Here is a 25,199-nt window from a genome sequence, read left to right on the forward strand (position 1 = left end):
CGATGCTCCGTATGGTGCGAAAAGGACTGAATCTAGGGAGCGTGGGCGGAGCTGTCCAGAGCGGGTTTTCAGTGTCCGCGAATGAGCAGCGTCTCGATGTCGGGTATGCCCATGGACTGGTTGGCGTTCAGCAGATCCAGGCGAGCCGCGAAGATCCTCAGCTCGCGGTCGGCCGCCTGCACCGCGCGGGTCAGCGCGGACAGCGGTACCGTGACCGAATGCAGCGGCGGCGGCGGGATGAAGGTCTCGCCCGGCCCGTTGAAGTCGAAGCTGACGGACTGGTTGTGCTGATTGATATCGGGAGAGGGATGGCCGCTGTACAGGTAGGCGCCCTTGCCGGCGGCGATGCGCTTCCAGCTGTGCATGTCGCCCAGGTCGCTGCAGCATTGCGGGAACAGGACGTCGAGATCGCCGATCCGCAACACGTAGCCGCCAGACAGGGGCGGAACCTGGCGCCAGTCTCCGGAGCCCTCCAGGCCCTCGGCGCAGTGCAGGCGGACCAACCGCGAAATGTCCGTGTCGCTCAGCTCGGCAATGCGATGGAACGCACTGCCCTGCAGGTACGGTCGCAGTCGCGGGCTGAAGCCGTTGGCTCGCAGGTTGCGCTCATGGTAATCACGCCAGCCTGCCACGTGCTCCCAGTACGGCCCGTGGGACGGCAAGGGAACGGAGTCGACCAGGTAGAAGATTTCGATGACGGGGATGAGCTGAACCTGCATGGGACCGCCGGGAGTTTGCTGAGCGGCACGTTCTAAGGGCACTGCCCCCGAGCGTCCATAGCGAATTTTCCCATATCGCCTCCGGGAACCCTGGCGCGACCTATGCTCAAAAGCCCCGTCGCCCCGCTCGAAAAAAATTTCGCGTGGCCTGTCGATCTGTCGTTGCGCCCTTCGACTACTTGTCAGGAACCGGAAGCAACCGGCCGCCACGCTGGCCCTTACAAGAGAATGACAACAAGAGGAGAAAGACCATGCGTTTCATGGTGATCGTCAAAGCCACCGCCGACTCCGAAGCCGGTGTGATGCCCAAGGAAGAGCTGCTTGCCGCCATGGGAGCCTACAACGAGGAGCTGGTGAAGGCCGGCGTGATGCTGGCCGGTGAAGGCCTGCACCCCAGTGTCAAGGGCGCGCGAGTGCGCTTCGATGGCGCGTCGCGGCAGGTGATCGACGGCCCGTTCGCCGAGACCAAGGAGCTGATCGCGGGCTTCTGGATCATGCAGACCGCGTCGCTGCAGGAGTGCATCGACTGGGTCAGGCGCTCGCCCAATCCCTTCGACGGCGAGTCCGAGATCGAAATCCGGCAGATTTTCGAAGCCGAGGACTTCGGCGCCGAATTCACCCCCGAACTGCGCGAGCAGGAAGAACGCCTGCGCGCCGAAATCGCCAGCAAATCCTGAGCCTGGAGGAATCCGCCATGTTGATGAATGCCTACCTGGTCTTCGACGGCAACTGCGAAGAAGCCTTCCGTCACTACGCCGAAGTACTGCACGGCGAGCTGCCGCACCTGATGCGTTTCTCCGATGCGCCGGGTTGCGAGGACATGCCCGAGGCGCTGAAGAACCGCATCATCCACGTTCGCCTGGAAGTGGGCGGCCACGTGCTGATGGGCTCGGACGCCTCGCCCCAGTGCGGCCAGTACGAGGGCGTGAAGGGCGTGTCGATCACCCTCAACGTCGACACCAAGGCCGAAGCGCGGCGCATCTTCGATGCCCTCGGCCAGGGCGGCAAGGTCACCATGCCGCTGGAGCAGACCTTCTGGGCCGAGCTGTTCGGCGCGCTGGAGGACCGTTTCGGGGTGCCGTGGATGATCAATTGCGAGAAAGAGGTCTGATCGCAGGACTCTCCCTGTAGGAGCGCCCCATGGGCGCGATTGCGGGCATGGCCCGCTCCTACAGGGAGTCCTTCCCGGCGTCGGCGCGGAAGCGCTCCGGCGTTGTCCCGGTGAACCGCTGGAAAGCCCGGTGGAAACTGGTGACATGTTCGTAGCCGAGCAGGAAGGCGATCTCCTGCAGCGCCATCCGGCTGGCCAGCAGATAACGCTGGGCCAGCGCCATCCGCACCTCCAGCACGATTCCCTTGAAGGTCAGCCCGTGCTCGCGCAGCCGGCGCTGCAATGTATGCGGCGGCAGACGCAGCCAGGCGGCGGTCTGCTCCAGGTCCGGCAGCGGGATGCGCGCGTTCTGCAGCAGGTAGTAGCGCACATCGTCCGGCAGCGCCGGGCCGCGTTCGAAGCTGGCCAGGGTTGCCGCGCCCTGGGCCTGGCAAAGCCGGCTCACCGACGGGTTGGCGGTGGAGAAGGGCTGGTCATGGAAGGCCTTCGGCATCCACAGCTCGGCCTGCCCGGCATTGAACTGGCTGGGGCCGGGGAAGAGCTCGCCATACAGGGCCGCGTGGGCGGGTGGCGGGTAGGGCAGGTGCAGTTGCATGCCGGTGCAGGCCTCCAGGTCCGGCAGGCGCTGGCATAGCCAGCGCCAGGTACTGCTGAGCCACTCCTCGCAGAGGGCGATGCGTTCCACCTCGCCGAAGGGCGGTAGTTGCAGCGTCAGGCGGATGTGCTCGCCGACTTCCTCGCGGTGGGTGTGGATCGGATGCGGCATCAGGCTCGACGGCTGGCCGAGGGAGATGTCCCAGGAGCGTCGCAGGTTGGCCGCGCTGATCAGCGCGTAGCCGATCACCCCCAGGTCATAGAGGTTGTAGCGCTGGCCCAGGCGCAGGAAGAAGTCGCTCGGGCCGAGCAGCCCGGCGGCCTGCTGCAGCAGGCGGTAATAGCGGGCGAAGTTCATCTCGGCGGCCGCCGCTTCGCTGTTGCTGGGGAGCCCGAGGCCACCCAGCAAGGGCGCCAGCGCCGGCAGGGTGGGGCGTGCGCGCCACTCGTCGAGGAAGTGGCGGAACAGTTGGCGGGCAGCGTAATCGATGTCGAAGGACGCGGTGGGCATGGCGCAGGCTCAAGCTGTCGTCTGATGCTAGTGAGTTGTCATCTTATGCTAGCCGATGACCGAAAGCCGAGCCCTATACTGCCTCCACGGACAAGAACAACAAGGGCTTCCCATGACCGCTCCGGACCGCTTCCGCTCCTCCAATTCCCCCACCGAGCGCTTCGCCGAACTGCTGCTGCACAACGGCCGCTTCTATACCCTCGACCCCGCCCAGCCCTGGGCCGAGGCCGTGGCCATTCGCGATGGCCGGCTGCTGGCGGTGGGCCGTCGCGAGGACATGGAGCACCTGATCGGCCCGGACACCCTGGTTCGCGACCTCGAAGGCGCGTTCTGCATGCCCGGCCTGCACGACATGCACACCCACCCGGACCTGGCGCTGAACCCGCGCTACGCCGACGACCTCGACGTCGGCATCGAGGACCCGACCCCGGAGCAGCTTGCAAAAGCCATCCTCGATTACGCCGCCAGCCACCCCGGTGACGGTTGGGTCTACGGCCAGTACTGGGTGCGCTACACCTTCCGCGAAGCCGGGCTGAAGCCGGGCCGCGAGTGGCTCGACAGTATCTTGCCGGATCGCCCCGTGGCGCTGCTCGACCGCATGTGGGGCACCATGATGGTCAACTCCCGCGCGCTGGAACTGGCCGGTATCGACGCCAGCACCGCCGACCCGCGCAACGGCTACCTGGAGCGCGACGAGCTGACCGGCGAGCCCAACGGGCTGATGATCGACGGCGCCTACGCGCTGATCCACGCCGCCATGCCGCCGACCCCGGCGAAGGTGCTGCGCCAGTCCTACCGCGAGGGCGTGCACTTCCAGAGCTCGCGCGGCGTCACCGCGGCCAAGTACCTGCACGTCTGCGAGAACCGCCTGGACGCTCTCAAGTATCTCGACGACGCCGGCCAACTGACCCTGCGCGTGGAAGCAGCGATCAGCTGGCAGGACGACATCTTCCCGGTGCGCCGCCGCTGGGAGCTGCTCAGCGGCGAGCGTCACTACTATCGCAGCGCACGGTTGTCGGCGAACGCTGTGAAGTTCCACTTCGACGGTACCGTCGAGCCGCGCTCTTCCTTCCTTATTACACCCTGGCCGGGCGAGGACGCCTGGCGCGGCAAGCTCAACCTGACGCCCGAGCACATCACCGACATGGTGGTGGATATGGACAGCCGTGGCATCCGCGTCATCGCCCACTGCACTGGCGATGCGGCGTCCGACGTGTTCCTCGATGCGGTGGCCGAAGCGCGCCGGCGCAATGGTTTCAGCGGTGTGCGCCACCAGTGCGCACACAGCACCATCCTGCATCCGGGCAACCTCAAGCGCTTCCGCGAGCTGGAAGTGATCGCCGAGTTCTCCCCGGCAGCCTGGTACCCGACGCCCTTCGCCAGCGGCGCGCGTTCGGGCTACGGCACGGATCGCCTGAAACGCATCTACGACTTCAAGGGCGTGCTGGCCGCCGGCGGCATCGCGGTATTCGGAACCGACTGGCCGGTGGCATCCATCGACCCCTGGCTGGCGCTGGAAACCCTGGTCACCCGGCAAAACCCGTGGAACGACGACCCGGCCTGCTTCGGCGAGCCGATCAGCCTGGAGCAGGCGATCCGCGTGGCGACCCTCAATGGCGCCTATGCCATGGGCCTGGAGAAGCTCACCGGCAGCCTGGAGGCTGGCAAGTCGGCGGACTTCATCGTGCTCGACCGCAACCTGTTCGAGCAGCCGGCGCGCAACTTCATCCACCGCACCGAGGTGCAACTGACCTTCGTCGAAGGCCGCCCGGTGTACGACCGCCTCGGCCAGTTCAGCGATACCGCCCTGGCGGCGGTGTGGCAGGGCGAACCGCCGCGCATCGAAGGCGTCAACGCATGAACGCCGCGAGCATCCCGGTGACGGTGGTCGCCGGCTTCCTCGGCGCGGGCAAGACCACGCTGCTGCGCAACCTGCTGGAGCGCTGCGAGGGCCGGCGCCTGGCGGTGATCGTCAATGATTTCGGCGAGCTGAACATCGATGCCGGGATGATCGCCGAGCAGACCGAGGCAGTGTACAGCCTGGAGAACGGCTGCATCTGCTGCAGCGTGCAGGACGACCTGCTGGCGCAGCTGGAGCGCCTGGCGAATATGTACCCGCCGCTGGAGCAGGTGGTGATCGAGTGCAGTGGGGTGTCCGACCCGCAGCGCATCGTGCAGACGCTGGGTTACCCGAAACTGCGCCGGCGCCTGCATCTGGATGCGGTGCTCACCGTGGTCGATGCTGCCCGCCGGGAGCCGCTGGAAGGCGAGTATGCGCGACTGGAGCGCATGCAGGCCGCCGCCGCCGACCTGCTGCTGCTGAACAAGTGCGACCTGCTGGACGCCGACGAGCGTGCCAGCCAGTGCGAGCGTTTCGGCCGGGGCGCGCGGGTGCTGGAAACTATCCAGGCGCAGATTCCCGATGAGCTGCTGCTCGGTGAGTCGTCGCGCAAGCTGCGGCCCCATGGGCAGGAAGGCATCGACCATGGCGACCTGTTCGACAGCTGGAGCTGGCAGGGCGAGGCGAGCTTCGATGGCGCGCGGTTGAAACAATGGCTGGAGGCACTGCCCCGCGGCCTGCTGCGCCTCAAGGGGCTGATTCGCCTGGCGGGACAGGGCGAGACGGTCTGGCTGCAATATGTCGGCGGGCGCTATCAGCTGCGCCCGGCCACTGCGGCCGAGGCGGCGCAGGGCTCGCGGCTGGTGTTCATTGCCGAGAAGGATGCGGGGTTGCGGGCGGATCTTGAGGTCGGGCTGCGAGGGTGCATTTCGTAGACAAAGCTGCCTGGAACTCTGCGCCTGGGCTTCCCCTCACCCTAACCCTCTCCCAAGGGGAGAGGGGACCGTTCGGTGCAGGATGAAGCTGAGGTATCAGCCGGCACAATCCACTCCCTCTCCCTTTGGAGCGGGGCGCGCAGCCAGGGCTGGGGTGAGGGCATGAGATGGTACGGACTTTCCTGACCAGGCTATTTCTTCTGCGGGACAAATAAAAAACCGGCCCTCAGGGCCGGCTTTTCATGACGCGCCGAACTCAGCGGTATTCGCAGAGGTAGGCGGTGTCCTGGGCGACTTTCAGCTGGAACTTGCTGTTGGCCGGCACGGTGAAGTTGCTGCCGCCTTCGAAGGTTTCCCAGCTGTCGCTGCCCGGCAGCTTGACGGTCAGTGCGCCGGCGACGACGTGCATCACCTCCAGCTGGCTGGTGCCGAATTCGTATTCGCCGGGAGCCATCACGCCAATGGTGGCGGGGCCTGCGGTCATGTCGAAGGCGATGGATTTGACGGTGCCGTCGAAGTACTCGTTGACCTTGAACATGGGCTTCTCCTGCTAGAGGGGTGAAAAAGGGCCCGCCAGTATGCCCAAGGCCGCAGGCCCCGTCACTAGAGCGGCGCAGGCGACCGTGCGGTCAGTGCCAGGTCGGCGCTGAATCGACGATGAGTTGGCGGCTTCAGCCGGCGACGGGCAGGGTCAGCGGCAGCAGGCGGGCGGTATTGCGGGCGTCCTCCAGGGCGCGGTGCGGCTGTCCCTGGAAGTGCAGGCCGGCCAGGTGCAGCGCGGCGTTCAGGCCGACCTGGCGCTTGAGCTGACGGGCCTGGGCGAAGCGCTGCTTGAGGTTGACGTGGGGGACGCGGGACAGGTGGCTGTCCAGGTGCTGGCGGCGCCATTCCAGTTCCAGTTGGTGACGGTCGTAGTCGCCCCAGCTGGTCCAGCCGGCCAGGCGCGGGCTGTGCTGGGCGAGCCAGCGCTCGAACTGCGGCCAGACCTCGCGCAGCGGCGCGGCGGCATCGACATTGGCCTGGGTGATGTGGGTGAGTTCGCGACAGAAGGTCGTCAGCAGCGGGCGTCGCTGCGGGCGGACGAAACGCTGGAAATGGTCCAGCTCGCGGCCGTCGGCCTCGGCTACCAGGCTCGCGCCGATCTCGATGATCTCCATTTCCTCGACCGGCCAGCCGCCTTCCTCGGTGGTGGCTTCCAGGTCGATCACCAGCCAGTGGGGCATAGTCGGTGCTCGTGGTTGGGTTCGAATCGAGTATGGAAGGCGTTTGCGGGACCGGCAAACCGCTGTGCTAGGCTGAGCGACTTGATCGGACAAGGGGACTGCGATGGCGAAAGTGGCTTTCATCGGCCTGGGCGTGATGGGTTACCCCATGGCCGGGCATCTGGCGCGCGAAGGGCACGAGGTGTGCGTCTACAACCGCACCGCGAGCCGCGCCGCCCAGTGGGTCAAGCAGTTCGGCGGCAGCTCGGCGCAGACCCCGCGCGAGGCCGCGCAGTGGGCCGACTTCGTGATGTGCTGCGTGGGCAACGATGACGACCTGCGCAGTGTGGTGCTGGGTGAGGATGGCACGCTGGCCGGCATGCAGCCCGGCTCCGTGCTGGTGGACCACACCACCGCCTCGGCCGAAGTGGCCCGCGAGCTGGCGGTGGCGGCGGCCGAGCGCGAGCTGGGCTTCCTCGATGCGCCGGTTTCCGGCGGCCAGGCCGGCGCCGAGAACGGTGCGCTGACGGTGATGGTCGGCGGCGACGCTGACCTCTACGCCCGCGCCGAGCCGGTGATCGCCACCTATTCGCGCATGGTGCGGCGCATGGGCCCGGTGGGCAGCGGCCAGTTGACCAAGATGGTCAACCAGATCTGCGTCGGCGGCCTGCTGCAGGGGTTGTCCGAGGCGCTGCACTTCGCCCAGAGCGCCGGCCTCGACGGTATGGCGGCGATGGAAGTGATCAGCAAGGGCGCCGCGCAGTCCTGGCAACTGGAGAATCGCCACCAGAGCATGCTGGAAGGTCGCTTCGACTTCGGCTTTGCGGTGGACTGGATGCGCAAGGACCTGGGTATCGTCCTGGATGAGGCTCGCCGCAACGGCGCGCAGTTGCCGGTGACCGCGCTGGTCGACCAGTTCTACGCCGAGGTGCAGGCCGCCGGCGGCGGACGCTGGGACACTTCCAGCCTGATCACCCGCCTTCAGGACTCGCCCGAGGCCTGATCCGTTTCTCCCCCTCAGGTGGCGCCATCGGTCGCAGAGATCGTCGTGCGCCGCTCCTGATCGCCTCAGGCGCGGAAGATAAAGTACACCGCGCCCAGCAGGCACAAGCCGGCCCATAGATAGTCGAGCTTCAGTGGCTGCTGCATGAAGTACACGCTGAACGGCACGAAGACCGCCAGCGTGATGACCTCCTGCATGATCTTCAGCTGCCCCACCGACATCACCGTGTAGCCGATGCGGTTGGCCGGCACCTGCAGCAGATATTCGAACAGTGCGATGCTCCAGCTGACCAGCGCCGCGATTATCCACGGCTTGCTGCTCAGGGTTTTCAGGTGACCGTACCAGGCGAAGGTCATGAACAGGTTGGAGAGTGACAGAAGAAACGCGGTTTGCAGCCAGACCGGCATGGCAGCGGCTCCAGAAGGGGACTGCGCCTGAGCCTAGTGGATGCGCGACGCGACAGCCAAGGGGCGGGATATTGATCAGGTTCGTATTGCGGGGAACGGCGGCGCTGCTGGCGCTGGGGGTATTGGCGTTCGGCGGCTGGAAAGGTTGGCAGTGGTGGCAGCAGCGGCCGGTCTGGGCGCAGCTGACGGTGGCTCCGGCCATGGCTGCCGGGCAGAACTGGCCGCTGGGTGACTATCGCCTGGAGTGGGACGGTGCGTCCTTCGCCCTGCGCGCGGGCGAACATCCCGCGCAGACGCTGTGGCAGACCCGTGGCGGATTCCTGGCCGCGGGCATCGGTCGCGTGGATGCCGAAGAGCATCGCGGCGCGATGTTCGTCCACGAACACCGCGAGTTGCTGTGTCGCCAGCAACAGTTGGACTCCGTGCGCGCTGAAGCGGACAGGTTGCTGATCGCCGGTACGCTTGGTTGTGCCGATGGCCGGCAAGCTCCTTATACCTTCTCGTTGCGCGCCGACGGCGAGCGAGGCGTGGTGATGGACGTGAGCCTGGCTGATCCGGCGCTGAATCGCCTCTATCTGGCCTGGGCACGGGAGGCGGACGAGCAGTTCCATGGCTTCGGCGAGCAATTCACCCGCTTCGACCTGAGCGGGCGGCGGCTGCCGATCCTGGTGCAGGAGCAGGGCGTGGGGCGCGGTCTTCAACCGATCACCCTGGCCGCGGACCTCAGTGCTCGTGCTGGTGGCGATTGGTGGACCACCTACGCGCCGGTGCCTTTCTATCTCACCTCGCGCCTGCACGGCTTCTTCAGCGAGGCGCCGGAGTACCAGGTCTTCGACCTGCGCGACGACCAGCGCGTGGCGCTGGAGGTGCATGCTGGCAAGCTCCAGGCCCACTTCTATAAAGGCAGCAGCCCCAAGGCGCTGATCGAGGCGCACACCTCGGTGGTCGGGCGCATGCCGCCGTTGCCGGCCTGGACCCAGCAGGGCGCGATCCTCGGGCTGCAGGGCGGCACCGAGCGCGTGCGCGGCATCGTCCGGCAATTCGAGCAGGCGAAGGTGCCGCTGGCGGGCGTCTGGGTGCAGGACTGGGTCGGCCAGCGCACCACCAGCTTCGGCAAGCAACTGTGGTGGAACTGGGTGCTGGATGGCGAGCGCTATCCGGGCTGGTTGGCGTTCAACACTGAACTGCGGGCCAAGGGCATTCGCAGCCTGGCCTATGTGAATCCCTTCCTGGTGGATACGGCTGAGAAGGGCGGGGCGACCCGCAACCTCTACCGTGAAGCGCTGGAACACGGCTACCTGACCCTGGATCAACAGGGGCAGCCGTTGCTGTTGCAGAACACCAGCTTCAGCGCCGGCCTGGTGGACCTGACCAACCCCCGGGCGGCTGACTGGCTGCGCGGGGTGATGCGTAAGGAGATGCTCGGCGCGGGCTTCTCCGGCTGGATGGCGGACTTCGGCGAGGCGTTGCCTTACGAGGCGAAGCTGGCCTCCGGTGAGCCGGCCTCCGTCGTGCACAATCGCTATCCGGAGCTGTGGGCCAAGCTGAACCGGCAGTTGGTGGACGAGGAGGGCGCCGGTGACCTGCTGTTCTTCATGCGCTCCGCGTACAGCCGCAGCCCTGGCTTGACCACCAGTATGTGGCTGGGCGACCAACTGGTGACCTGGGATGCCGACGACGGCCTGCACAGTGCGCTGCTGGGGCTGCTGTCGGGCGGGGTATCCGGTTTCAGCCTGAACCACAGCGACACCGGCGGCTACACCACCATCAGCAGCCCGATCAGGAACTACCACCGCAGCGAGGAACTGCTGCTGCGCTGGATGGAATTCTCCGCCTTCACCAGCCTGCTGCGCACCCACGAGGGCAACCGCCCGGACGACAACGTACAGGCCTACAGTTCGCCAGCGACCGTGGCGCAGTTGCAGCGCTTCGCCACGGTGTTCCGCGAGCTGGCGCCGTACCGCCAGCGCCTGATGGAAGAGGCGGCGCAGCATGGCTGGCCGCTGGCGCGCCCGCTCTGGCTGGAGTTCCCCGCTGATCCGGCCAGCTTGGCGGAAACGCCGACGAGCTATATGCTCGGCGACCAATTTCTGGTGGCCCCGGTGCTGGAGCCTGGCGTGCAGCGTCTGAACGTGGCGTTGCCCGAGGGGCGCTGGGTGCATCTGTGGAGCGGTGCGACCTTTGAAGTCGCTGCCGGCGGGACGGTCGAGGTTCCCGCGCCGATTGGCGAGCCGGCGGTGTTCTATCGCGCCGGCTCCACCGATGGCGAGCAATTGGTGGCGGCCCTGCGCAAGCAGGGGATGCTGCGCTCCAGTCCATGATTTCCCTGTCGAGAGTTCATCCATGCAATGCCGTATCGGCTGTGGCGCCTGCTGCATAGCGCCGTCGATTTCCTCGCCCATCCCCGGTATGCCTGACGGCAAGCCGGCGGGCGTCCGCTGCGTGCAGCTCGATGAACGCAATCTGTGCAAACTATTCGGCGACTCGCGGCGTCCAAAGGTCTGTGCGGCCTTCGATGCAGACGCCGACGCCTGCGGCAGCAGCAACGAGCAGGCCCTGCAGATCCTCACCGAGTGGGAACGCATCACCGCCGCCTGATGTGACTTGGAAGTCACGTTTTCGCGGTCCATACTGACGCCCCGACCCGATCAAGACCGCGGATTGCGACGGGGCGGCGGCGTTTGCTGCCCCCACAAGATCAAGAATAAAGAGAGGTAAGACGATGCGTGGTGTATTGCGTATGACCCTGCTGGCCACTGCCGTGATGGGCTTTGCCGGCACTGCCCTGGCGGAAGACTGGAAGCTGGAGAAGGAAGAAGACGGCGTGAAGGTCTTCCTCAGCCCTGTGGCCGGCTCCAAGTACAAGGCCTACCGTGGCGTCGTCGACATCAAGGCCGATGTGGCCAAGATCAACGCCCTGCAGGAAGACGTGGCCGGTTCCTGCAAGTGGATCCATGCCTGTGCCGAGATGCGTCTGCTGAAGACCGAAGGCGACAATTCCTGGACCTACTCGAAGATCGACATGCCCTGGCCGGTGACCGGCCGCGACGTGGTGATCCATGTGACCACCGAGAAGACCGCCGACGGCGGCCTGATCCGGCACCTGAAGGCCGAGCCGACCTACATCCCGGAAGAGAAGGGCGAAATCCGCGTGCCGAAGCTGATCGGCGAGTGGAAGCTGGTCCCCAAGGGCGCCGGCGTGACCGAAGTGACCTACCAGGTGCAGACCGAGCCGGGTGGCAGCATCCCGTCCTGGCTGGCCAACAGCTTCGTGGTCGATGCGCCGATGAACACCCTGAAGGGCCTGCGCAGCGCTGCCGAGAAGTAATCGGCGCTGTCGTTGCCTTGCATGAAAAAGCCGCCTTCGGGCGGCTTTTTCGTTCCTGTCGTGGCGCGTCGGCGGGGCTCGCTTCTGCAGGAAGGCGAAGCCTTGCCCGCGGCAATAAAAAAGGCCGCCCGAAGGCGGCCTTTTCTCGTACGCCGTAGCGCTTAGCGGGCCTTGAGGTCCACGAAGTCGCGCTGGGTGGCGCCGGTGTACAGCTGACGCGGACGGCCGATCTTGTACGGACCGGAGAGCATTTCCTGCCAGTGCGAGATCCAGCCCACGGTACGTGCCAGGGCGAAGATCACGGTGAACATGCTGGTCGGAATGCCGATGGCCTTCAGGATGATGCCGGAGTAGAAGTCCACGTTCGGGTAGAGGTTGCGCTCCACGAAATAGGGATCGTGGCGGGCGATTTCTTCCAGCTTCATGGCCAGTTCCAGTTGCGGGTCGTTGATGCCCAGCTCCTGGAGAACCTCGTCGCAGGTCTGTTTCATGACCTTGGCGCGCGGGTCGAAGTTCTTGTACACGCGGTGGCCGAAGCCCATCAGCTTGAACGGATCGTTCTTGTCCTTGGCCTTGGCCACGAACTTCTCGATGTTCGACACGTCACCGATCTCGTCCAGCATGCGCAGAACGGCTTCGTTGGCACCGCCGTGAGCCGGTCCCCACAGGGCAGCGATGCCCGAGGCGATACAGGCGAACGGGTTGGCACCCGAGGAGCCCGCCAGGCGCACGGTGGAGGTGGAGGCGTTCTGCTCGTGATCGGCGTGCAGGATGAAGATGCGGTCCATCGCCTTGGCCAGCACGGGGCTGATCGGCTTGGTCTCGCAAGGGGTGTTGAACATCATATGCAGGAAGTTTTCTGCATAGTTCAGGTCGTTGCGCGGGTACATCATCGGCTCGCCCTTGGAGTACTTGTACACCATGGCAGCGATGGTCGGCATCTTGGCGATCAGACGATGCGCCGAGACTTCCCGGTGCTTCGGATTATTGATGTCCAGGGAGTCGTGATAGAAGGCGGAGAGGGCACCGATCACGCCGCACATCACGGCCATCGGGTGCGCATCACGGCGGAAACCGTTGAAGAAGGTCTTCAGCTGTTCATGAACCATGGTGTGGTTCTTGATGGTGCCGACGAACTTCTCTTTCTGCTCGGCAGTGGGCAGTTCGCCGTTGAGCAGCAGATAGCAGGTTTCCAGGTAGTCGGACTTCTCGGCGAGTTGCTCGATCGGGTAGCCGCGGTGCAGCAGCACACCTTTATCACCGTCGATGTAGGTGATCTTCGACTCGCAGGAGGCGGTGGACATGAAGCCGGGGTCGAAAGTGAAGTGACCCGTGGAGGTCAGGCCCCGCACGTCGACAACATCGGGACCCAGCGTGCCGGAGAGGACAGGCAGTTCGACGGGGGCAGCGCCCTCGATGATCAACTGCGCTTTTTTGTCAGCCATGATGGCCTCCTATTTATGCTTGAAATCATCTGTACGACCCCCCACGCAGGGCCCGCACCACTATAGAGAGATAAATCCGAATGTCAATTTGCACAATCGGAGAAGTTTGGCTCCTCCAAGCCCCTGTTTTGCCGGAAAAATTTGCCTGTTTACGCCTTTTCGGGGGGTGCGGCAATTAGTCCTTAGGTGAAGGTCTTTCCGTTGTCATTAGGAGCCTAACTGTCTATACTCGGCGACCAGCCGCCAAGGGCCGTCCGGCCTCGCTTGATTGGTGGTTGTCACTCCCGAAGGTGATGGGTACCTGACAAGTGCACCTCCCGACAACTAGCCCTGATTCATAGAAGGGCTCTCAGTGTGAAAAAAGCCGTGAATAGCAAACGACCCGTAAACCTAGACCTAAGGACCATCCAACTCCCTATCACTGCTTACACGTCGATTCTCCACCGCATCTCTGGCGTCATTCTGTTCGTGGGCATCGCAGTGCTGCTGTTCGCACTGGATCGTTCCCTCGCTTCGGAAGAAAGCTTCGAGCAGGTGAAGGCGTGTCTGACCCATCCGTTGGTCAAGCTTGTGATCTGGGGCCTGCTGTCTGCGCTCCTGTACCACCTGGTAGCCGGTATTCGTCACCTCGTCATGGACGCAGGTATTGGCGAAACGCTGGAAGGCGGTAAGCGTGGTTCGAAAATCGTCATCGCTGTCGCAGTGGTGCTGATCGTTCTGGCGGGGGTATGGGTATGGTAACTAACGTCACTAACTTGTCGCGTTCGGGTCTCTATGACTGGATGGTCCAGCGCGTCTCCGCGGTCGTTCTCGCGGCTTATGTTCTCTTCCTGCTGGGCTTCCTGATCGCCCACCCGGGTATCACCTACACCGAGTGGCATGGTCTGTTCTCCCACAGCCTGATGAAGATTTTCAGCCTGTTGACGCTGGTTTCCCTGAGCGTGCACGCGTGGGTTGGTATGTGGACCATCACTACCGACTACCTGACTCCGATGGCGCTGGGCAAGTCCGCGACCGTCGTGCGTTTCCTCGTCCAGGCGGTATGCGGCATGGCCATGTTCGCATTCTTCGTCTGGGGTGTGCAGATTCTCTGGGGTAACTGATCCATGGCTAGCATTCGTACTCTTTCCTTCGACGCTATCATCGTTGGTGGTGGCGGCGCCGGCATGCGCGCTGCGCTGCAACTGGCCCAGGGCGGTCACAAGACTGCCGTGGTGACCAAGGTCTTCCCGACCCGTTCGCACACCGTATCCGCCCAGGGCGGCATCACCTGCGCCATCGCTTCGGCCGACCCGAACGACGATTGGCGCTGGCACATGTACGACACCGTCAAGGGCTCCGACTACATCGGTGACCAGGACGCTATCGAATACATGTGCTCCGTCGGCCCGGAAGCCGTGTTCGAACTCGAACACATGGGTCTGCCGTTCTCCCGTACCGAACAGGGTCGCATCTACCAGCGCCCGTTCGGTGGCCAGTCCAAGGACTTCGGCAAGGGTGGCCAGGCTGCCCGTACCTGCGCCGCGGCTGACCGTACTGGTCACGCCCTGCTGCACACCCTCTATCAGGCCAACCTGAAGAGCGGTACTTCCTTCCTTAATGAGTGGTACGCGGTTGACCTGGTGAAGAACCAGGACGGTCATGTGGTTGGCGTCATCGCCATCGACATCGAAACCGGCGACACCGTTTATATCCGCTCCAAGGCCGTGGTCCTGGCCACTGGCGGTGCTGGCCGTATCTACGCCTCCACCACCAACGCCCTGATCAACACCGGTGACGGCATCGGCATGGCCCTGCGCGCTGGCGTGCCGGTGCAGGACATCGAGATGTGGCAGTTCCACCCGACCGGCATCGCCGGCGCTGGTGTACTGGTCACCGAAGGCTGCCGCGGTGAAGGTGGCTACCTGATCAACGCCCATGGCGAGCGTTTCATGGAGCGTTACGCTCCGAACGCGAAAGACCTGGCCGGCCGCGACGTGGTTGCCCGCTCCATGGTTAAAGAAGTGATCGCCGGCAACGGCGTGGGCCCGAACAAGGACCACGTACTGCTGAAGCTCGACCACCTCGGCGAAGAAGTTCTGCACAGCCGCCTGCCCGGCATCTGCGAACTCTCCAAGACCTTCGCCCACGTTGACCCGGTTGTCGCTCCGATCCCGGTTATCCCGACCTGCCACTACATGATGGGCGGCGTTGCCACCAACATCCATGGCCAGGCCCTGACCATGGACGCCAACGGCAACGAGCAGATCATCGAAGGCCTGTTCGCTGTAGGCGAAGTGGCTTGCGTATCGGTACACGGCGCCAACCGCCTGGGCGGCAACTCGCTGCTCGACCTGGTTGTGTTCGGTCGTGCCACCGGTCTGCACCTGGAGAAGGCGCTCAAGGATGGTATCGAGCACCGCCAGGCTTCCGAGTCCGACCTGGAATCTGCGTTCAAGCGCCTGAACGGCGTGAACGAGCGCACCAGCGGCGAAGAAGTCGCTCCGCTCAAGCGCGAGCTGCAATCCTGCATGCAGAACTACTTCGGTGTATTCCGTACCGGCGAATACATGCAGAAAGGTATCGCTCAGCTGGCTGATCTGCGTGAGCGCATCGCCGCGGTCAAGATCAACGACAAGAGCCAGGCATTCAACACGGCGCGTATCGAAGCGCTGGAACTGCAGAACCTCCTCGAAGTGGCCGAAGCCACTGCGATTGCGGCAGAAGCCCGCAAAGAGTCCCGCGGCGCGCATGCCCGTGAAGACTTCGAGGAGCGCGATGACGAGAACTGGCTGTGCCACACCCTGTACTTCCCGGGTGAGAAGCGTGTAGCCAAGCGTGCCGTCAACTTCGCGCCGAAAACTGTTCCGGCATTCGAACCCAAGGTTCGTACTTACTAAGGGTGCCCGCCATGTTGCAAGTGAGTGTTTACCGCTACAACCCTGAGAAGGACGCTGCACCTTACATGCAGGACTTCCAGGTCGATACCGACGGCAAGGACATCATGGTCCTGGACGTGCTGGCGCTGATCAAGGAACAGGACGAGGGCTTCTCCTACCGTCGTTCCTGCCGTGAAGGCGTGTGCGGTTCCGACGGTATGAACATGAATGGCAAGAACGGCCTGGCCTGCATCACCCCCCTGTCGGCCGTTGGCCTGAAGGGCGGCAAGCTGGTCATTCGCCCGCTGCCCGGCCTGCCGGTCATCCGTGACCTGGTCGTCGACATGCGCATCTTCTACAAGCAGTACGAGAGCGTGAAGCCGTTCCTGCAGAACAAATATGCAGCGCCGGCCATCGAACGTCTGCAAAGCCCGGAAGAGCGCGAGAAGCTGGACGGTCTGTACGAGTGCATCCTGTGCGCCTGCTGCTCGACGTCCTGCCCGTCGTTCTGGTGGAACCCCGACAAGTTCCTGGGTCCCGCCGCACTGCTGCAAGCCTATCGCTTCCTGGCCGACAGCCGTGACACCGAAACTCAGGCGCGCCTGGCGAGCCTGGATGACCCGTTCAGCGTCTTCCGCTGCCGCGGGATCATGAACTGCGTGAACGTCTGCCCGAAGGGTCTGAACCCCACCAAGGCAATCGGTCACATCCGTAACATGCTGCTGCAGAGCGGCACTTGATCCGAGGGCCTCGCGCCCAAAGATCATTGCAAGAGCGACACCTGTGCCGCCGGAACATTTTCCGGCGGTACAGTCCCTAGGACCCAAGCCCACAAAGCGGGGGTCCTGTTTTGAAAACGTATATATGACCAGCAGGGGCATCCGGGCTGGTACCCGGACTATCTGCGGGGATCGGTGGCTTGAAGTCGCTGTGTATGACTTCGCGCCAGAGATTCCACAGGTGGAGTCCCCTTACCGAGGGTGACCAAGCATGCACGAAAGCGTAATGCAGCGGATGTGGAACAGTGCCCATCTATCCGGTGGAAACGCTGCCTACGTCGAAGAGCTCTACGAGCTCTACCTGCACGACCCGAACGCTGTGCCAGAAGAGTGGCGCACGTACTTCCAGAAGCTCCCCGCCGACGGCAATCCTGCCCCCGACGTCTCGCATTCCTCTATCCGTGATCATTTCGTACTCCTGGCCAAGAACCAGCGCCGCGCTGCGCCTGTTTCCGCTGGCAGCGTAAGCACCGAGCACGAGAAAAAGCAGGTTGAAGTCCTGCGTCTGATCCTGGCATATCGTCTGCGTGGACATCAGGCAGCATCGCTCGATCCGCTGGGTCTCTGGGTGCGTACCGCTCCCTCCGATCTGTCGCTCGAACACTACGGGCTCACCGCTGCAGACCTCGACACTACTTTCCGTACCGGTGAGCTCTACATCGGCAAGGAAGAAGCGACCCTGCGTGAAATCATCGATGCGCTGAAGCAGACCTACTGCAGCACCATCGGCGCCGAGTTCATGCACATCGTCGATTCCGAGCAGCGCCACTGGTTCGCCCAGCGCCTTGAAAGCGTGCGCGGCCGTCCGACGTATTCCGCCGACGCCCGTTCCCACCTGCTCGAGCGCCTGACCGCTGCCGAAGGCCTGGAAAAGTACCTGGGCACCAAGTACCCGGGCACCAAGCGCTTCGGCCTGGAAGGCGGCGAGAGCCTGATCCCGATGATCGACGAGATCATCCAGCGCTCCGGCTCCTACGGCGTCAAGGAAATCGTCATCGGCATGGCCCACCGTGGCCGTCTGAACGTCCTGGTCAACACCCTGGGCAAGAACCCGCGCGACCTCTTCGACGAGTTCGAAGGCAAGAAACTGGTCGAACTGGGCTCGGGTGACGTGAAGTACCACCAGGGCTTCTCCTCCAACGTCATGACCACCGGCGGCGAAGTCCATCTGGCCCTGGCGTTCAACCCCTCGCACCTGGAAATCGTTTCCCCGGTGGTCGAGGGCTCGGTACGCGCTCGTCAGGACCGTCGCAAAGACGGCAGCGGCGACAAGGTCGTGCCGATCTCCATCCACGGCGATGCCGCCTTCGCGGGGCAGGGCGTGGTCATGGAAACCTTCCAGATGTCGCAGACCCGTGCTTACAAGACGGGCGGCACCATCCACATCGTGATCAACAACCAGGTCGGCTTCACCACCAGCCGTCAGGACGATGCTCGTTCCACCGAGTACGCGACCGACGTGGCGAAGATGATCCAGGCGCCGATCTTCCATGTGAATGGCGACGATCCGGAAGCGGTCCTGTTCGTGACCCAGCTGGCCATCGATTACCGCATGCAGTTCAAGCGTGACGTGGTCATCGACCTGGTCTGCTACCGTCGTCGCGGCCACAACGAGGCCGACGAGCCGAGCGGCACCCAGCCGATGATGTACCAGCAGATCGCCAAGCAGCGCACCACCCGTGACCTGTATGCCGACGCGCTGATCGCCGCTGGCGTGCAGACCACCGAGCAGGCCCAGGAGAAGGTCGACGAATACCGCGACGCTCTCGACAACGGCCTGCACGTGGTGAAGAGCCTGGTGAAGGAGCCCAACAAGGAGCTCTTCGTCGACTGGCGTCCGTACATCGGCCATGCCTGGACCGCCCGTCACGACACCCGTTGCGACCTGAAGACCCTGCAGGACCTGTCCAACAAGCTGCTGGAAACCCCGGACGGCTTCGTCATGCAGCGTCAGGTACAGAAGATCTACGAAGACCGCGCCAAGATGGCTGCCGGTGGCTTCCCGATCAACTGGGGCTTCGCCGAGAACCTGGCCTACGCCACCCTGCTGTTCGAAGGTCACCCGGTCCGCATGACCGGTCAGGACGTCGGCCGCGGCACCTTCTCGCACCGCCACGCGGCGCTGCACAACCAGAAGGACGACTCGGTCTACATCCCGCTGGCCAACCTGTTCGACGGCCAGCCGCGCGTCAGCCTGTACGACTCCTACCTCTCGGAAGAAGCTGTACTGGCGTTCGAATACGGCTACGCCACCACCACCCCGGATGCACTCGTGGTGTGGGAAGCGCAGTTCGGTGACTTCGCCAACGGTGCACAGGTCGTGATCGACCAGTTCATCACCAGCGGCGAAACCAAGTGGCAACGTCTGTGTGGTCTGACCATGCTGCTGCCGCACGGTTACGAGGGCCAGGGCCCGGAGCACTCTTCCGCGCGTCTGGAACGTTACCTGCAGCTGTGCGCCGAGCAGAACATCCAGGTCTGCGTGCCGACTACTCCGGCTCAGGTCTACCACATGCTGCGTCGTCAGGTGATCCGTCCGCTGCGCAAACCGCTGATCGTGATGACTCCGAAGTCGCTGCTGCGTCACAAGCTGGCCATCTCGACCCTGGAAGATCTGGCCGACGGTTCGTTCCAGACTGTGATCAACGAGATCGACAGCCTGGATCCGAAGAAAGTCGACCGCATCGTGCTGTGCAGCGGCAAGGTCTACTACGACCTGCTGGAGAAGCGTCGTGCCGAAGGTCTCGAGAATATCGCGATCGTTCGTATCGAGCAGCTGTATCCCTTCCCGGAAGACGATCTGACCGAGGTGCTGTCGCAGTACAAGAACCTCAAGCACATCGTCTGGTGCCAGGAAGAGCCGATGAACCAGGGCGCCTGGTTCTGCTCGCAGCACCACATGCGTCGTGTCATCGCCGCGCACAAGAAAGGTCTCAACCTGGAATACGCGGGCCGCGAAGGCTCGGCAGCTCCGGCTTGCGGCTACGCTTCGATGCACGCCGAGCAGCAGGAAAAACTGCTGCAGGACGCCTTCACCGTTTAACGCCAACGCGCAGTTGATACCGAATTTAAGGAAACACACATAATGGCTATCGAAATCAAAGCCCCAACCTTCCCGGAATCGGTTGCCGACGGCACCGTCGCAACCTGGCACAAGAAGGTCGGTGAAGCCGTCAAGCGTGACGAGCTGATCGTCGACATCGAGACCGACAAGGTCGTGATCGAAGTACTGGCCGAGGCCGACGGCGTCCTGGCTGAGATCGTCAAGAACGAAGGCGACACCGTTCTTTCCAACGAACTGCTGGGCAAGCTGAGCGAAGGCGGTGCTGCCGCTGCCGCTCCGGCTGCTGCCTCGGCTCCGGCTGCCGCACCGGCTGCTGCTGCCCCGGCCGCCGCTGCCGGCGACGACAACATCCTCTCGCCGGCTGCCCGCAAGCTGGCCGAAGAGAACGGCATCGACCCGAACAGCCTGGCCGGCACCGGTAAGGGCGGTCGCGTGACCAAGGAAGACGTCGTAGCCGCCGTTGAAGCCAAGAAGAATGCCCCGGCTGCCGCTCCGGCCGCCAAGGCAGCTGCTCCGGCCGCTGCCGCTGCTCCCGTGTTCGCCGCTGGCGACCGCGTCGAGAAGCGCGTGCCGATGACCCGCCTGCGCGCCAAGGTTGCCGAGCGTCTGGTCGAAGCCCAGTCCTCCATGGCCATGCTGACTACCTTCAACGAAGTCAACATGAAGCCGATCATGGACCTGCGCAACAAGTACAAGGACCTGTTCGAGAAGAAGCACAACGGCGTTCGCCTGGGCTTCATGTCCTTCTTCGTCAAGGCCGCCACCGAAGCCCTGAAGCGCTTCCCGGGCGTCAACGCCTCGATCGACGGCAACGACATCGTCTACCACGGCTACCAGGACATCGGTGTGGCAGTTTCCAGCGACCGCGGTCTGGTCGTACCGGTTCTGCGCAACGCCGAGTTCATGAGCCTGGCCGAGATCGAGAACGGCATCGCCACCTTCGGCAAGAAAGCCAAAGACGGCAAGCTGTCCATCGAAGACATGACCGGTGGTACTTTCACCATTTCCAACGGTGGCGTATTCGGTTCCCTTCTGTCGACTCCGATCGTCAACCCGCCGCAGACCGCCATCCTCGGCATGCACAAGATCCAGGAACGCCCGATGGCCGTTAATGGCCAGGTAGTGATCCTGCCGATGATGTACCTGGCGCTGTCCTACGATCACCGCATGATCGATGGCAAGGAAGCGGTAAGCTTCCTGGTCACCATGAAGGATCTGCTGGAAGATCCGGCTCGCCTGCTGCTCGACGTCTGATACGTCAGTTCACACGACGGCCCCGTACTACACGACGGCCCCGCAAGGGGCCGTCCGCTTCACCGGAATAAGGATTGAGACATGAGCCAGAAATTCGACGTGGTTGTGATTGGTGCCGGCCCCGGCGGTTACGTAGCCGCCATCCGTGCCGCCCAACTCGGCCTGAAGACCGCTTGCATCGAGAAGTACATCGGTAAAGAGGGCAAGGTCGCTCTCGGCGGTACCTGCCTGAACGTAGGCTGCATTCCGTCCAAGGCGCTGCTGGACAGCTCCTGGAAGTACAAGGAAGCCAAAGAGAGCTTCGACGTTCACGGTATCTCCACTGGCGAAGTGAAGATGGACGTTCCGGCGATGATTGGTCGCAAGGCCAACATCGTGAAGAACCTGACCGGCGGCATCGCCACCCTGTTCAAGGCCAACGGCGTGACCTCCTTCGAAGGCCACGGCAAGGTCCTGGCCAACAAGCAGGTCGAAGTGACCGGCCTGGATGGCAAGACCCAGGTTCTGGAAGCCGACAACATCATCATCGCTTCGGGCTCCAAGCCGGTCGAAATCCCGCCGGCCCCGCTGACCGAAGACATCATCGTCGACTCCACCGGCGCCCTGGAATTCCAGAGCGTACCGAAGAAGCTCGGCGTGATCGGCGCTGGCGTCATCGGCCTGGAACTGGGTTCGGTCTGGGCTCGCCTGGGCGCTGAAGTCACCGTCCTGGAAGCCCTGGACAAATTCCTTCCGGCTGCCGACGAGCAGATCGCCAAGGAAGCCCTGAAGACCCTGACCAAGCAAGGTCTGAACATCCGCCTGGGCGCGCGCGTCACCGGTTCGGATGTGAAGAAGAAGCAGGTCACCGTGACCTTCACCGACGCCAACGGCGAGCAGAAGGAAGTCTTCGACAAGCTGATCGTGGCCGTGGGCCGTCGCCCGGTGACCACCGATCTGCTGGCTGCCGACAGCGGCGTGACCCTGGACGAGCGTGGCTTCATCTTCGTCGACGACCAGTGCAAGACCAGCGTTCCGGGCGTCTACGCCATCGGTGACGTGGTCCGCGGCGCCATGCTGGCGCACAAGGCCTCGGAAGAGGGCGTGATGGTTGCCGAGCGCATCGCCGGCCACAAGGCCCAGATGAACTACGACCTGATTCCGTCGGTGATCTACACCCACCCGGAAATCGCATGGGTCGGCAAGACCGAGCAGCAGCTCAAGGGTGAAGGCGTCGAAGTCAACGTCGGTACCTTCCCGTTCGCCGCCAGCGGCCGCGCCATGGCTGCCAACGACACCGGCGGTCTGGTCAAGGTCATCGCCGATGCCAAGACCGACCGCGTACTGGGCGTCCACGTGATCGGCCCGAGCGCCGCCGAGCTGGTTCAGCAGGGCGCGATCGGCATGGAATTCGGCACCAGTGCCGAAGACCTGGGCATGATGGTCTTCTCCCACCCGACTCTGTCCGAAGCGCTGCATGAAGCGGCCCTGGCAGTGAATGGCCACGCCATCCACATCGCCAACCGCAAGAAGCGCTAAGGAACGGGACCACGGCGGGGAGGGCGGCAGTCTTTTGCGAGGGGCTGCCGTCCATCCCGCCGGATCGTTTCTCCCCCGAGGGGGACTCGGTCACAGGTGGCGTGGTGCCACGAGCGCCGCGCCGAATGCGCAATACCCAAGACGAAAACGGTAGACAAGCATGAATCTCCACGAATATCAGGGTAAGCAGCTGTTCGCTGAGTACGGCCTGCCCGTATCCAAGGGCTTCGCCGTCGACACACCCGAAGAGGCCGCAGAAGCCTGTGAAAAGATCGGTGGTACCGAGTGGGTCGTTAAGGCCCAGGTACACGCCGGTGGCCGCGGTAAAGCGGGCGGTGTGAAGCTGGTCAAGAGCAAAGAGGACGCCAAGGCGTTCGCCGCCAACTGGCTGGGCAAGCGTCTGGTGACTTACCAGACTGACGCCAATGGCCAGCCGGTCAGCAAGATCCTGGTGGAATCCTGCACCGACATCGACAAGGAGCTGTACCTCGGCGCCGTTGTCGACCGTTCCAGCCGTCGCATCGTCTTCATGGCCTCCACCGAAGGTGGCGTGGACATCGAGAAAGTTGCGCACGAAACCCCTGAGAAGATCCTCAAGGCGACCATCGATCCGCTGGTTGGCGCGCAGCCTTACCAGGGTCGTGAGCTGGCCTTCCAGCTGGGCCTGAAGGGCGACCAGATCAAGCAGTTCACCCACATCTTCGTGGGCCTGGCCAAGCTGTTCCAGGACTACGACCTGGCGCTGCTGGAAGTGAACCCGCTGGTGATCAAGAAAGACGGCAACCTGCACTGCCTGGACGCCAAGATCAACATCGACTCCAACGCCATGTACCGTCAGCCCAAGCTGCGCGCCATGCACGACCCGTCCCAGGACGACGCTCGTGAAGCCCATGCGCAGAAGTGGGAACTGAACTACGTCGCGCTGGAAGGCAACATCGGTTGCATGGTCAACGGCGCTGGCCTGGCCATGGGTACCATGGACATCGTCAACCTGCACGGCGGCAAGCCGGCCAACTTCCTCGACGTTGGCGGCGGTGCCACCAAAGAGCGCGTGACCGAAGCGTTCAAGATCATCCTGTCCGACAGCAACGTCGCTGCCGTTCTGGTGAACATCTTCGGCGGCATCGTTCGCTGCGACATGATTGCCGAAGGCATCATCGGCGCCGTGAAAGAAGTCGGCGTGAAAATCCCGGTTGTCGTTCGTCTGGAAGGCAACAACGCCGACCTCGGCGCCAAGGTCCTGGCCGAAAGCGGTCTGAACATCATCGCGGCGACCAGCCTGACCGACGCTGCCCAGCAAGTCGTCAAGGCCGCGGAGGGTAAGTAATGAGCGTCCTGATCAATAAAGACACCAAAGTCATCTGCCAGGGCTTCACCGGCTCGCAGGGTACCTTCCACTCCGAACAAGCCATCGCCTACGGCACCAAGATGGTTGGCGGCGTGACCCCCGGCAAGGGCGGCACCACCCACCTGGGCCTGCCGGTGTTCAACACCGTCAAGGAAGCCGTGGAAGCTACCGGCGCTGACGCTTCGGTCATCTACGTTCCGGCTCCGTTCTGCAAGGACTCGATCCTGGAAGCGGCCTTCGGCGGCATCAAGCTGATCGTCTGCATCACCGAAGGCATTCCGACCATCGACATGCTGGAAGCCAAGGTCAAGTGCGACGAGCTGGGCGTACGCCTGATCGGCCCGAACTGCCCGGGCGTGATCACTCCCGGCGAGTGCAAGATCGGCATCATGCCGGGTCACATCCACCTGCCGGGCAAGGTAGGCATCGTGTCGCGTTCCGGCACCCTGACCTACGAAGCCGTGAAGCAGACCACCGACGCCGGCTTCGGCCAGTCCACCTGCGTGGGCATCGGTGGTGACCCGATCCCGGGCTCCAACTTCATCGACATCCTGAAGCTGTTCCAGGAAGACCCGAAAACCGAAGCCATCGTCATGATCGGCGAAATCGGTGGTTCGGCCGAAGAAGAAGCGGCTGCCTACATCAAGGCCAACGTGACCAAGCCGGTGGTGTCCTACATCGCTGGTGTAACCGCACCGCCCGGCAAGCGCATGGGCCACGCTGGCGCCATCATCTCCGGCGGCAAGGGCACTGCGGACGAGAAGTTCGCCGCCCTGCAGGACGCTGGCGTGAAAACCGTGCGTTCGCTGGCTGACATCGGCAAGGCCCTGGCCGAGCTGACCGGCTGGCCGGTCAAGTAAGCCCCTCGCTTACTTAACCGCCTGTCAACAGAGGCCACCTTCGGGTGGCCTCTGTCGTTATGGCGGCGTCTACAAAGTGTCGTTCAGGCGACATCGCCGATCATTGCGCGGACGATCTGACGTATGTCAGTGCAGTTCATCGGAATAGATCGTTAGGCTAGCAACTATATGAAGCGTCGCGTTCCCCACAAGGGAAGGCTCGCTCACCGTCAATTCCTACCCGGAAGCGACGGCGATTCCTGACCGGCAAGGATGTCGGGATAACCAGAATGCAGGAGCAACCGGGCCACGAGCCCATGGAAAACCTCTGCTATCGGACTTCCAAGAACAAATCACCGTACCGATGACAGCAGCATCACAGGATGCCCAGGCTCGCCCAGCGTGAGTCGGCCAATTCCGTTCGATGCGGCTTTGTCACGTCTG

The 25,199-nt window shown here is 63.7% G+C and carries 23 protein-coding genes; 17 read left to right on the forward strand and 6 right to left on the reverse strand.

Features of this window, described 5'->3' with window-relative positions:
* Positions 1 to 68: 68 nt before the first annotated feature.
* Complete coding sequence (locus IB261_RS11585) at positions 69 to 719, reverse strand: hypothetical protein (RefSeq protein ID WP_192383034.1); 651 nt, start codon at positions 717 to 719, stop codon at positions 69 to 71.
* A 251-nt stretch (positions 720 to 970) separates the two neighbouring features.
* Here IB261_RS11585 and IB261_RS11590 point away from each other — a divergent pair, with 251 nt between their 5' ends.
* Positions 971 to 1,396 carry a YciI family protein gene (locus tag IB261_RS11590; RefSeq protein WP_045208059.1) on the forward strand — a complete coding sequence of 142 codons (426 nt, stop codon included), beginning with the start codon at positions 971 to 973 and terminating at the stop codon, positions 1,394 to 1,396.
* 17 nt (positions 1,397 to 1,413) lie between these two features.
* Complete coding sequence (locus IB261_RS11595; protein ID WP_081516692.1) at positions 1,414 to 1,830, forward strand: VOC family protein; 417 nt, start codon at positions 1,414 to 1,416, stop codon at positions 1,828 to 1,830.
* A gap of 58 nt (positions 1,831 to 1,888) precedes the next feature.
* Here the strand turns inward: IB261_RS11595 and IB261_RS11600 are convergent, their stop codons facing one another.
* Positions 1,889 to 2,935 carry a helix-turn-helix transcriptional regulator gene (locus IB261_RS11600; protein ID WP_081516693.1) on the reverse strand — a complete coding sequence of 349 codons (1,047 nt, stop codon included), beginning with the start codon at positions 2,933 to 2,935 and terminating at the stop codon, positions 1,889 to 1,891.
* Positions 2,936 to 3,047: 112 nt separating this feature from the next.
* Between IB261_RS11600 and IB261_RS11605 the strand changes: the two genes are divergently transcribed.
* Positions 3,048 to 4,796, forward strand: coding sequence for an amidohydrolase (locus tag IB261_RS11605; RefSeq protein WP_081516694.1), 1,749 nt, complete (start codon positions 3,048 to 3,050; stop codon positions 4,794 to 4,796).
* The gene (locus tag IB261_RS11610) at positions 4,793 to 5,710 is read left to right on the forward strand and encodes a CobW family GTP-binding protein (RefSeq protein ID WP_192383033.1); all 918 of its coding nucleotides are present in this window, start codon (positions 4,793 to 4,795) and stop codon (positions 5,708 to 5,710) included. Before IB261_RS11605 ends, IB261_RS11610 begins: the two co-directional genes overlap by 4 nt.
* A 256-nt stretch (positions 5,711 to 5,966) precedes the next feature.
* Here IB261_RS11610 and ppnP read toward each other — a convergent pair whose 3' ends face one another.
* A complete protein-coding gene (ppnP, locus tag IB261_RS11615; RefSeq protein WP_024765480.1) occupies positions 5,967 to 6,248 on the reverse strand; it encodes a pyrimidine/purine nucleoside phosphorylase in 282 nt (93 codons plus the stop codon).
* A 133-nt stretch (positions 6,249 to 6,381) separates the two neighbouring features.
* Positions 6,382 to 6,933: a 3'-5' exonuclease gene (locus IB261_RS11620; RefSeq protein WP_045208048.1), complete on the reverse strand. Its 552-nt coding sequence runs from the start codon at positions 6,931 to 6,933 to the stop codon at positions 6,382 to 6,384.
* Between the two features lie 103 nt (positions 6,934 to 7,036).
* Here IB261_RS11620 and IB261_RS11625 point away from each other — a divergent pair, with 103 nt between their 5' ends.
* The gene (locus IB261_RS11625; RefSeq protein ID WP_151186671.1) at positions 7,037 to 7,915 is read left to right on the forward strand and encodes an NAD(P)-dependent oxidoreductase; all 879 of its coding nucleotides are present in this window, start codon (positions 7,037 to 7,039) and stop codon (positions 7,913 to 7,915) included.
* Positions 7,916 to 7,980: 65 nt separating this feature from the next.
* On the opposite strand, the gene IB261_RS11630 is transcribed toward IB261_RS11625, so the two are convergent.
* Positions 7,981 to 8,322: a DMT family protein gene (locus tag IB261_RS11630; protein ID WP_192210833.1), complete on the reverse strand. Its 342-nt coding sequence runs from the start codon at positions 8,320 to 8,322 to the stop codon at positions 7,981 to 7,983.
* A 71-nt stretch (positions 8,323 to 8,393) separates the two neighbouring features.
* On the opposite strand from IB261_RS11630, the gene IB261_RS11635 reads away from it, so the two are divergent.
* The 3 genes from IB261_RS11635 (at position 8,394) to IB261_RS11645 (ending at position 11,650) form a co-directional block, all read left to right on the forward strand.
* Positions 8,394 to 10,643: an alpha-glucosidase gene (locus IB261_RS11635; RefSeq protein ID WP_192383032.1), complete on the forward strand. Its 2,250-nt coding sequence runs from the start codon at positions 8,394 to 8,396 to the stop codon at positions 10,641 to 10,643.
* A gap of 22 nt (positions 10,644 to 10,665) precedes the next feature.
* A complete protein-coding gene (locus IB261_RS11640; RefSeq protein ID WP_054907940.1) occupies positions 10,666 to 10,920 on the forward strand; it encodes a YkgJ family cysteine cluster protein in 255 nt (84 codons plus the stop codon).
* Positions 10,921 to 11,044: 124 nt separating this feature from the next.
* Positions 11,045 to 11,650, forward strand: coding sequence for an START domain-containing protein (locus tag IB261_RS11645; RefSeq protein ID WP_138216627.1), 606 nt, complete (start codon positions 11,045 to 11,047; stop codon positions 11,648 to 11,650).
* Between the two features lie 161 nt (positions 11,651 to 11,811).
* Here IB261_RS11645 and gltA read toward each other — a convergent pair whose 3' ends face one another.
* Positions 11,812 to 13,095 carry a citrate synthase gene (gltA, locus tag IB261_RS11650; RefSeq protein WP_045208034.1) on the reverse strand — a complete coding sequence of 428 codons (1,284 nt, stop codon included), beginning with the start codon at positions 13,093 to 13,095 and terminating at the stop codon, positions 11,812 to 11,814.
* A gap of 354 nt (positions 13,096 to 13,449) precedes the next feature.
* On the opposite strand from gltA, the gene sdhC reads away from it, so the two are divergent.
* The 9 genes from sdhC to sucD all read left to right on the forward strand — a co-directional run bounded on the left by sdhC (position 13,450) and on the right by sucD (position 24,776).
* On the forward strand, positions 13,450 to 13,836 hold the full coding sequence (sdhC, locus tag IB261_RS11655; RefSeq protein ID WP_167523168.1) for a succinate dehydrogenase, cytochrome b556 subunit: 387 nt from the start codon (positions 13,450 to 13,452) through the stop codon (positions 13,834 to 13,836).
* Positions 13,830 to 14,198: a succinate dehydrogenase, hydrophobic membrane anchor protein gene (gene sdhD, locus IB261_RS11660; RefSeq protein WP_081517058.1), complete on the forward strand. Its 369-nt coding sequence runs from the start codon at positions 13,830 to 13,832 to the stop codon at positions 14,196 to 14,198. Before sdhC ends, sdhD begins: the two co-directional genes overlap by 7 nt.
* A gap of 3 nt (positions 14,199 to 14,201) precedes the next feature.
* Positions 14,202 to 15,974, forward strand: coding sequence for a succinate dehydrogenase flavoprotein subunit (gene sdhA / locus IB261_RS11665; RefSeq protein WP_045208031.1), 1,773 nt, complete (start codon positions 14,202 to 14,204; stop codon positions 15,972 to 15,974).
* An 11-nt stretch (positions 15,975 to 15,985) separates the two neighbouring features.
* Complete coding sequence (locus tag IB261_RS11670; protein WP_045208028.1) at positions 15,986 to 16,693, forward strand: succinate dehydrogenase iron-sulfur subunit; 708 nt, start codon at positions 15,986 to 15,988, stop codon at positions 16,691 to 16,693.
* A gap of 250 nt (positions 16,694 to 16,943) precedes the next feature.
* Positions 16,944 to 19,775 (forward strand): 2-oxoglutarate dehydrogenase E1 component, encoded by a 2,832-nt coding sequence (locus tag IB261_RS11675; RefSeq protein WP_081516699.1) that lies wholly within the window; start codon positions 16,944 to 16,946, stop codon positions 19,773 to 19,775.
* 42 nt (positions 19,776 to 19,817) lie between these two features.
* The gene (gene odhB, locus IB261_RS11680; protein ID WP_138525723.1) at positions 19,818 to 21,050 is read left to right on the forward strand and encodes a 2-oxoglutarate dehydrogenase complex dihydrolipoyllysine-residue succinyltransferase; all 1,233 of its coding nucleotides are present in this window, start codon (positions 19,818 to 19,820) and stop codon (positions 21,048 to 21,050) included.
* 81 nt (positions 21,051 to 21,131) lie between these two features.
* The gene (gene lpdA / locus IB261_RS11685; protein WP_081516701.1) at positions 21,132 to 22,568 is read left to right on the forward strand and encodes a dihydrolipoyl dehydrogenase; all 1,437 of its coding nucleotides are present in this window, start codon (positions 21,132 to 21,134) and stop codon (positions 22,566 to 22,568) included.
* A 160-nt stretch (positions 22,569 to 22,728) separates the two neighbouring features.
* Positions 22,729 to 23,895 (forward strand): ADP-forming succinate--CoA ligase subunit beta, encoded by a 1,167-nt coding sequence (gene sucC, locus IB261_RS11690; RefSeq protein ID WP_015477516.1) that lies wholly within the window; start codon positions 22,729 to 22,731, stop codon positions 23,893 to 23,895.
* The gene (gene sucD, locus IB261_RS11695) at positions 23,895 to 24,776 is read left to right on the forward strand and encodes a succinate--CoA ligase subunit alpha (RefSeq protein WP_038803160.1); all 882 of its coding nucleotides are present in this window, start codon (positions 23,895 to 23,897) and stop codon (positions 24,774 to 24,776) included. The genes sucC and sucD overlap by 1 nt, the downstream gene beginning before the upstream one ends.
* The last annotated feature ends 423 nt before the right edge of the window (positions 24,777 to 25,199 follow it).

This window comes from Pseudomonas sp. PDM20, from assembly GCF_014852575.3.
Classification (GTDB): domain Bacteria; phylum Pseudomonadota; class Gammaproteobacteria; order Pseudomonadales; family Pseudomonadaceae; genus Pseudomonas.

Coding starts and splice junctions, on each gene's coding strand:
- IB261_RS11640 (WP_054907940.1), top strand. CDS start 10,666: ATGCAATGCCGTATCGGCTGTGGCGCCTGCTGCATAGCGCCGTCGATT.
- IB261_RS11595 (WP_081516692.1), top strand. CDS start 1,414: ATGTTGATGAATGCCTACCTGGTCTTCGACGGCAACTGCGAAGAAGCC.
- IB261_RS11605 (WP_081516694.1), top strand. CDS start 3,048: ATGACCGCTCCGGACCGCTTCCGCTCCTCCAATTCCCCCACCGAGCGC.
- IB261_RS11675 (WP_081516699.1), top strand. CDS start 16,944: ATGCACGAAAGCGTAATGCAGCGGATGTGGAACAGTGCCCATCTATCC.
- sucD (WP_038803160.1), top strand. CDS start 23,895: ATGAGCGTCCTGATCAATAAAGACACCAAAGTCATCTGCCAGGGCTTC.
- lpdA (WP_081516701.1), top strand. CDS start 21,132: ATGAGCCAGAAATTCGACGTGGTTGTGATTGGTGCCGGCCCCGGCGGT.
- IB261_RS11600 (WP_081516693.1), bottom strand. CDS start 2,935: ATGCCCACCGCGTCCTTCGACATCGATTACGCTGCCCGCCAACTGTTC.
- IB261_RS11620 (WP_045208048.1), bottom strand. CDS start 6,933: ATGCCCCACTGGCTGGTGATCGACCTGGAAGCCACCACCGAGGAAGGC.
- IB261_RS11590 (WP_045208059.1), top strand. CDS start 971: ATGCGTTTCATGGTGATCGTCAAAGCCACCGCCGACTCCGAAGCCGGT.
- sdhD (WP_081517058.1), top strand. CDS start 13,830: ATGGTAACTAACGTCACTAACTTGTCGCGTTCGGGTCTCTATGACTGG.
- odhB (WP_138525723.1), top strand. CDS start 19,818: ATGGCTATCGAAATCAAAGCCCCAACCTTCCCGGAATCGGTTGCCGAC.
- IB261_RS11645 (WP_138216627.1), top strand. CDS start 11,045: ATGCGTGGTGTATTGCGTATGACCCTGCTGGCCACTGCCGTGATGGGC.
- IB261_RS11585 (WP_192383034.1), bottom strand. CDS start 719: ATGCAGGTTCAGCTCATCCCCGTCATCGAAATCTTCTACCTGGTCGAC.
- ppnP (WP_024765480.1), bottom strand. CDS start 6,248: ATGTTCAAGGTCAACGAGTACTTCGACGGCACCGTCAAATCCATCGCC.
- sdhA (WP_045208031.1), top strand. CDS start 14,202: ATGGCTAGCATTCGTACTCTTTCCTTCGACGCTATCATCGTTGGTGGT.
- IB261_RS11625 (WP_151186671.1), top strand. CDS start 7,037: ATGGCGAAAGTGGCTTTCATCGGCCTGGGCGTGATGGGTTACCCCATG.
- IB261_RS11630 (WP_192210833.1), bottom strand. CDS start 8,322: ATGCCGGTCTGGCTGCAAACCGCGTTTCTTCTGTCACTCTCCAACCTG.
- sucC (WP_015477516.1), top strand. CDS start 22,729: ATGAATCTCCACGAATATCAGGGTAAGCAGCTGTTCGCTGAGTACGGC.
- IB261_RS11610 (WP_192383033.1), top strand. CDS start 4,793: ATGAACGCCGCGAGCATCCCGGTGACGGTGGTCGCCGGCTTCCTCGGC.
- gltA (WP_045208034.1), bottom strand. CDS start 13,095: ATGGCTGACAAAAAAGCGCAGTTGATCATCGAGGGCGCTGCCCCCGTC.
- IB261_RS11670 (WP_045208028.1), top strand. CDS start 15,986: ATGTTGCAAGTGAGTGTTTACCGCTACAACCCTGAGAAGGACGCTGCA.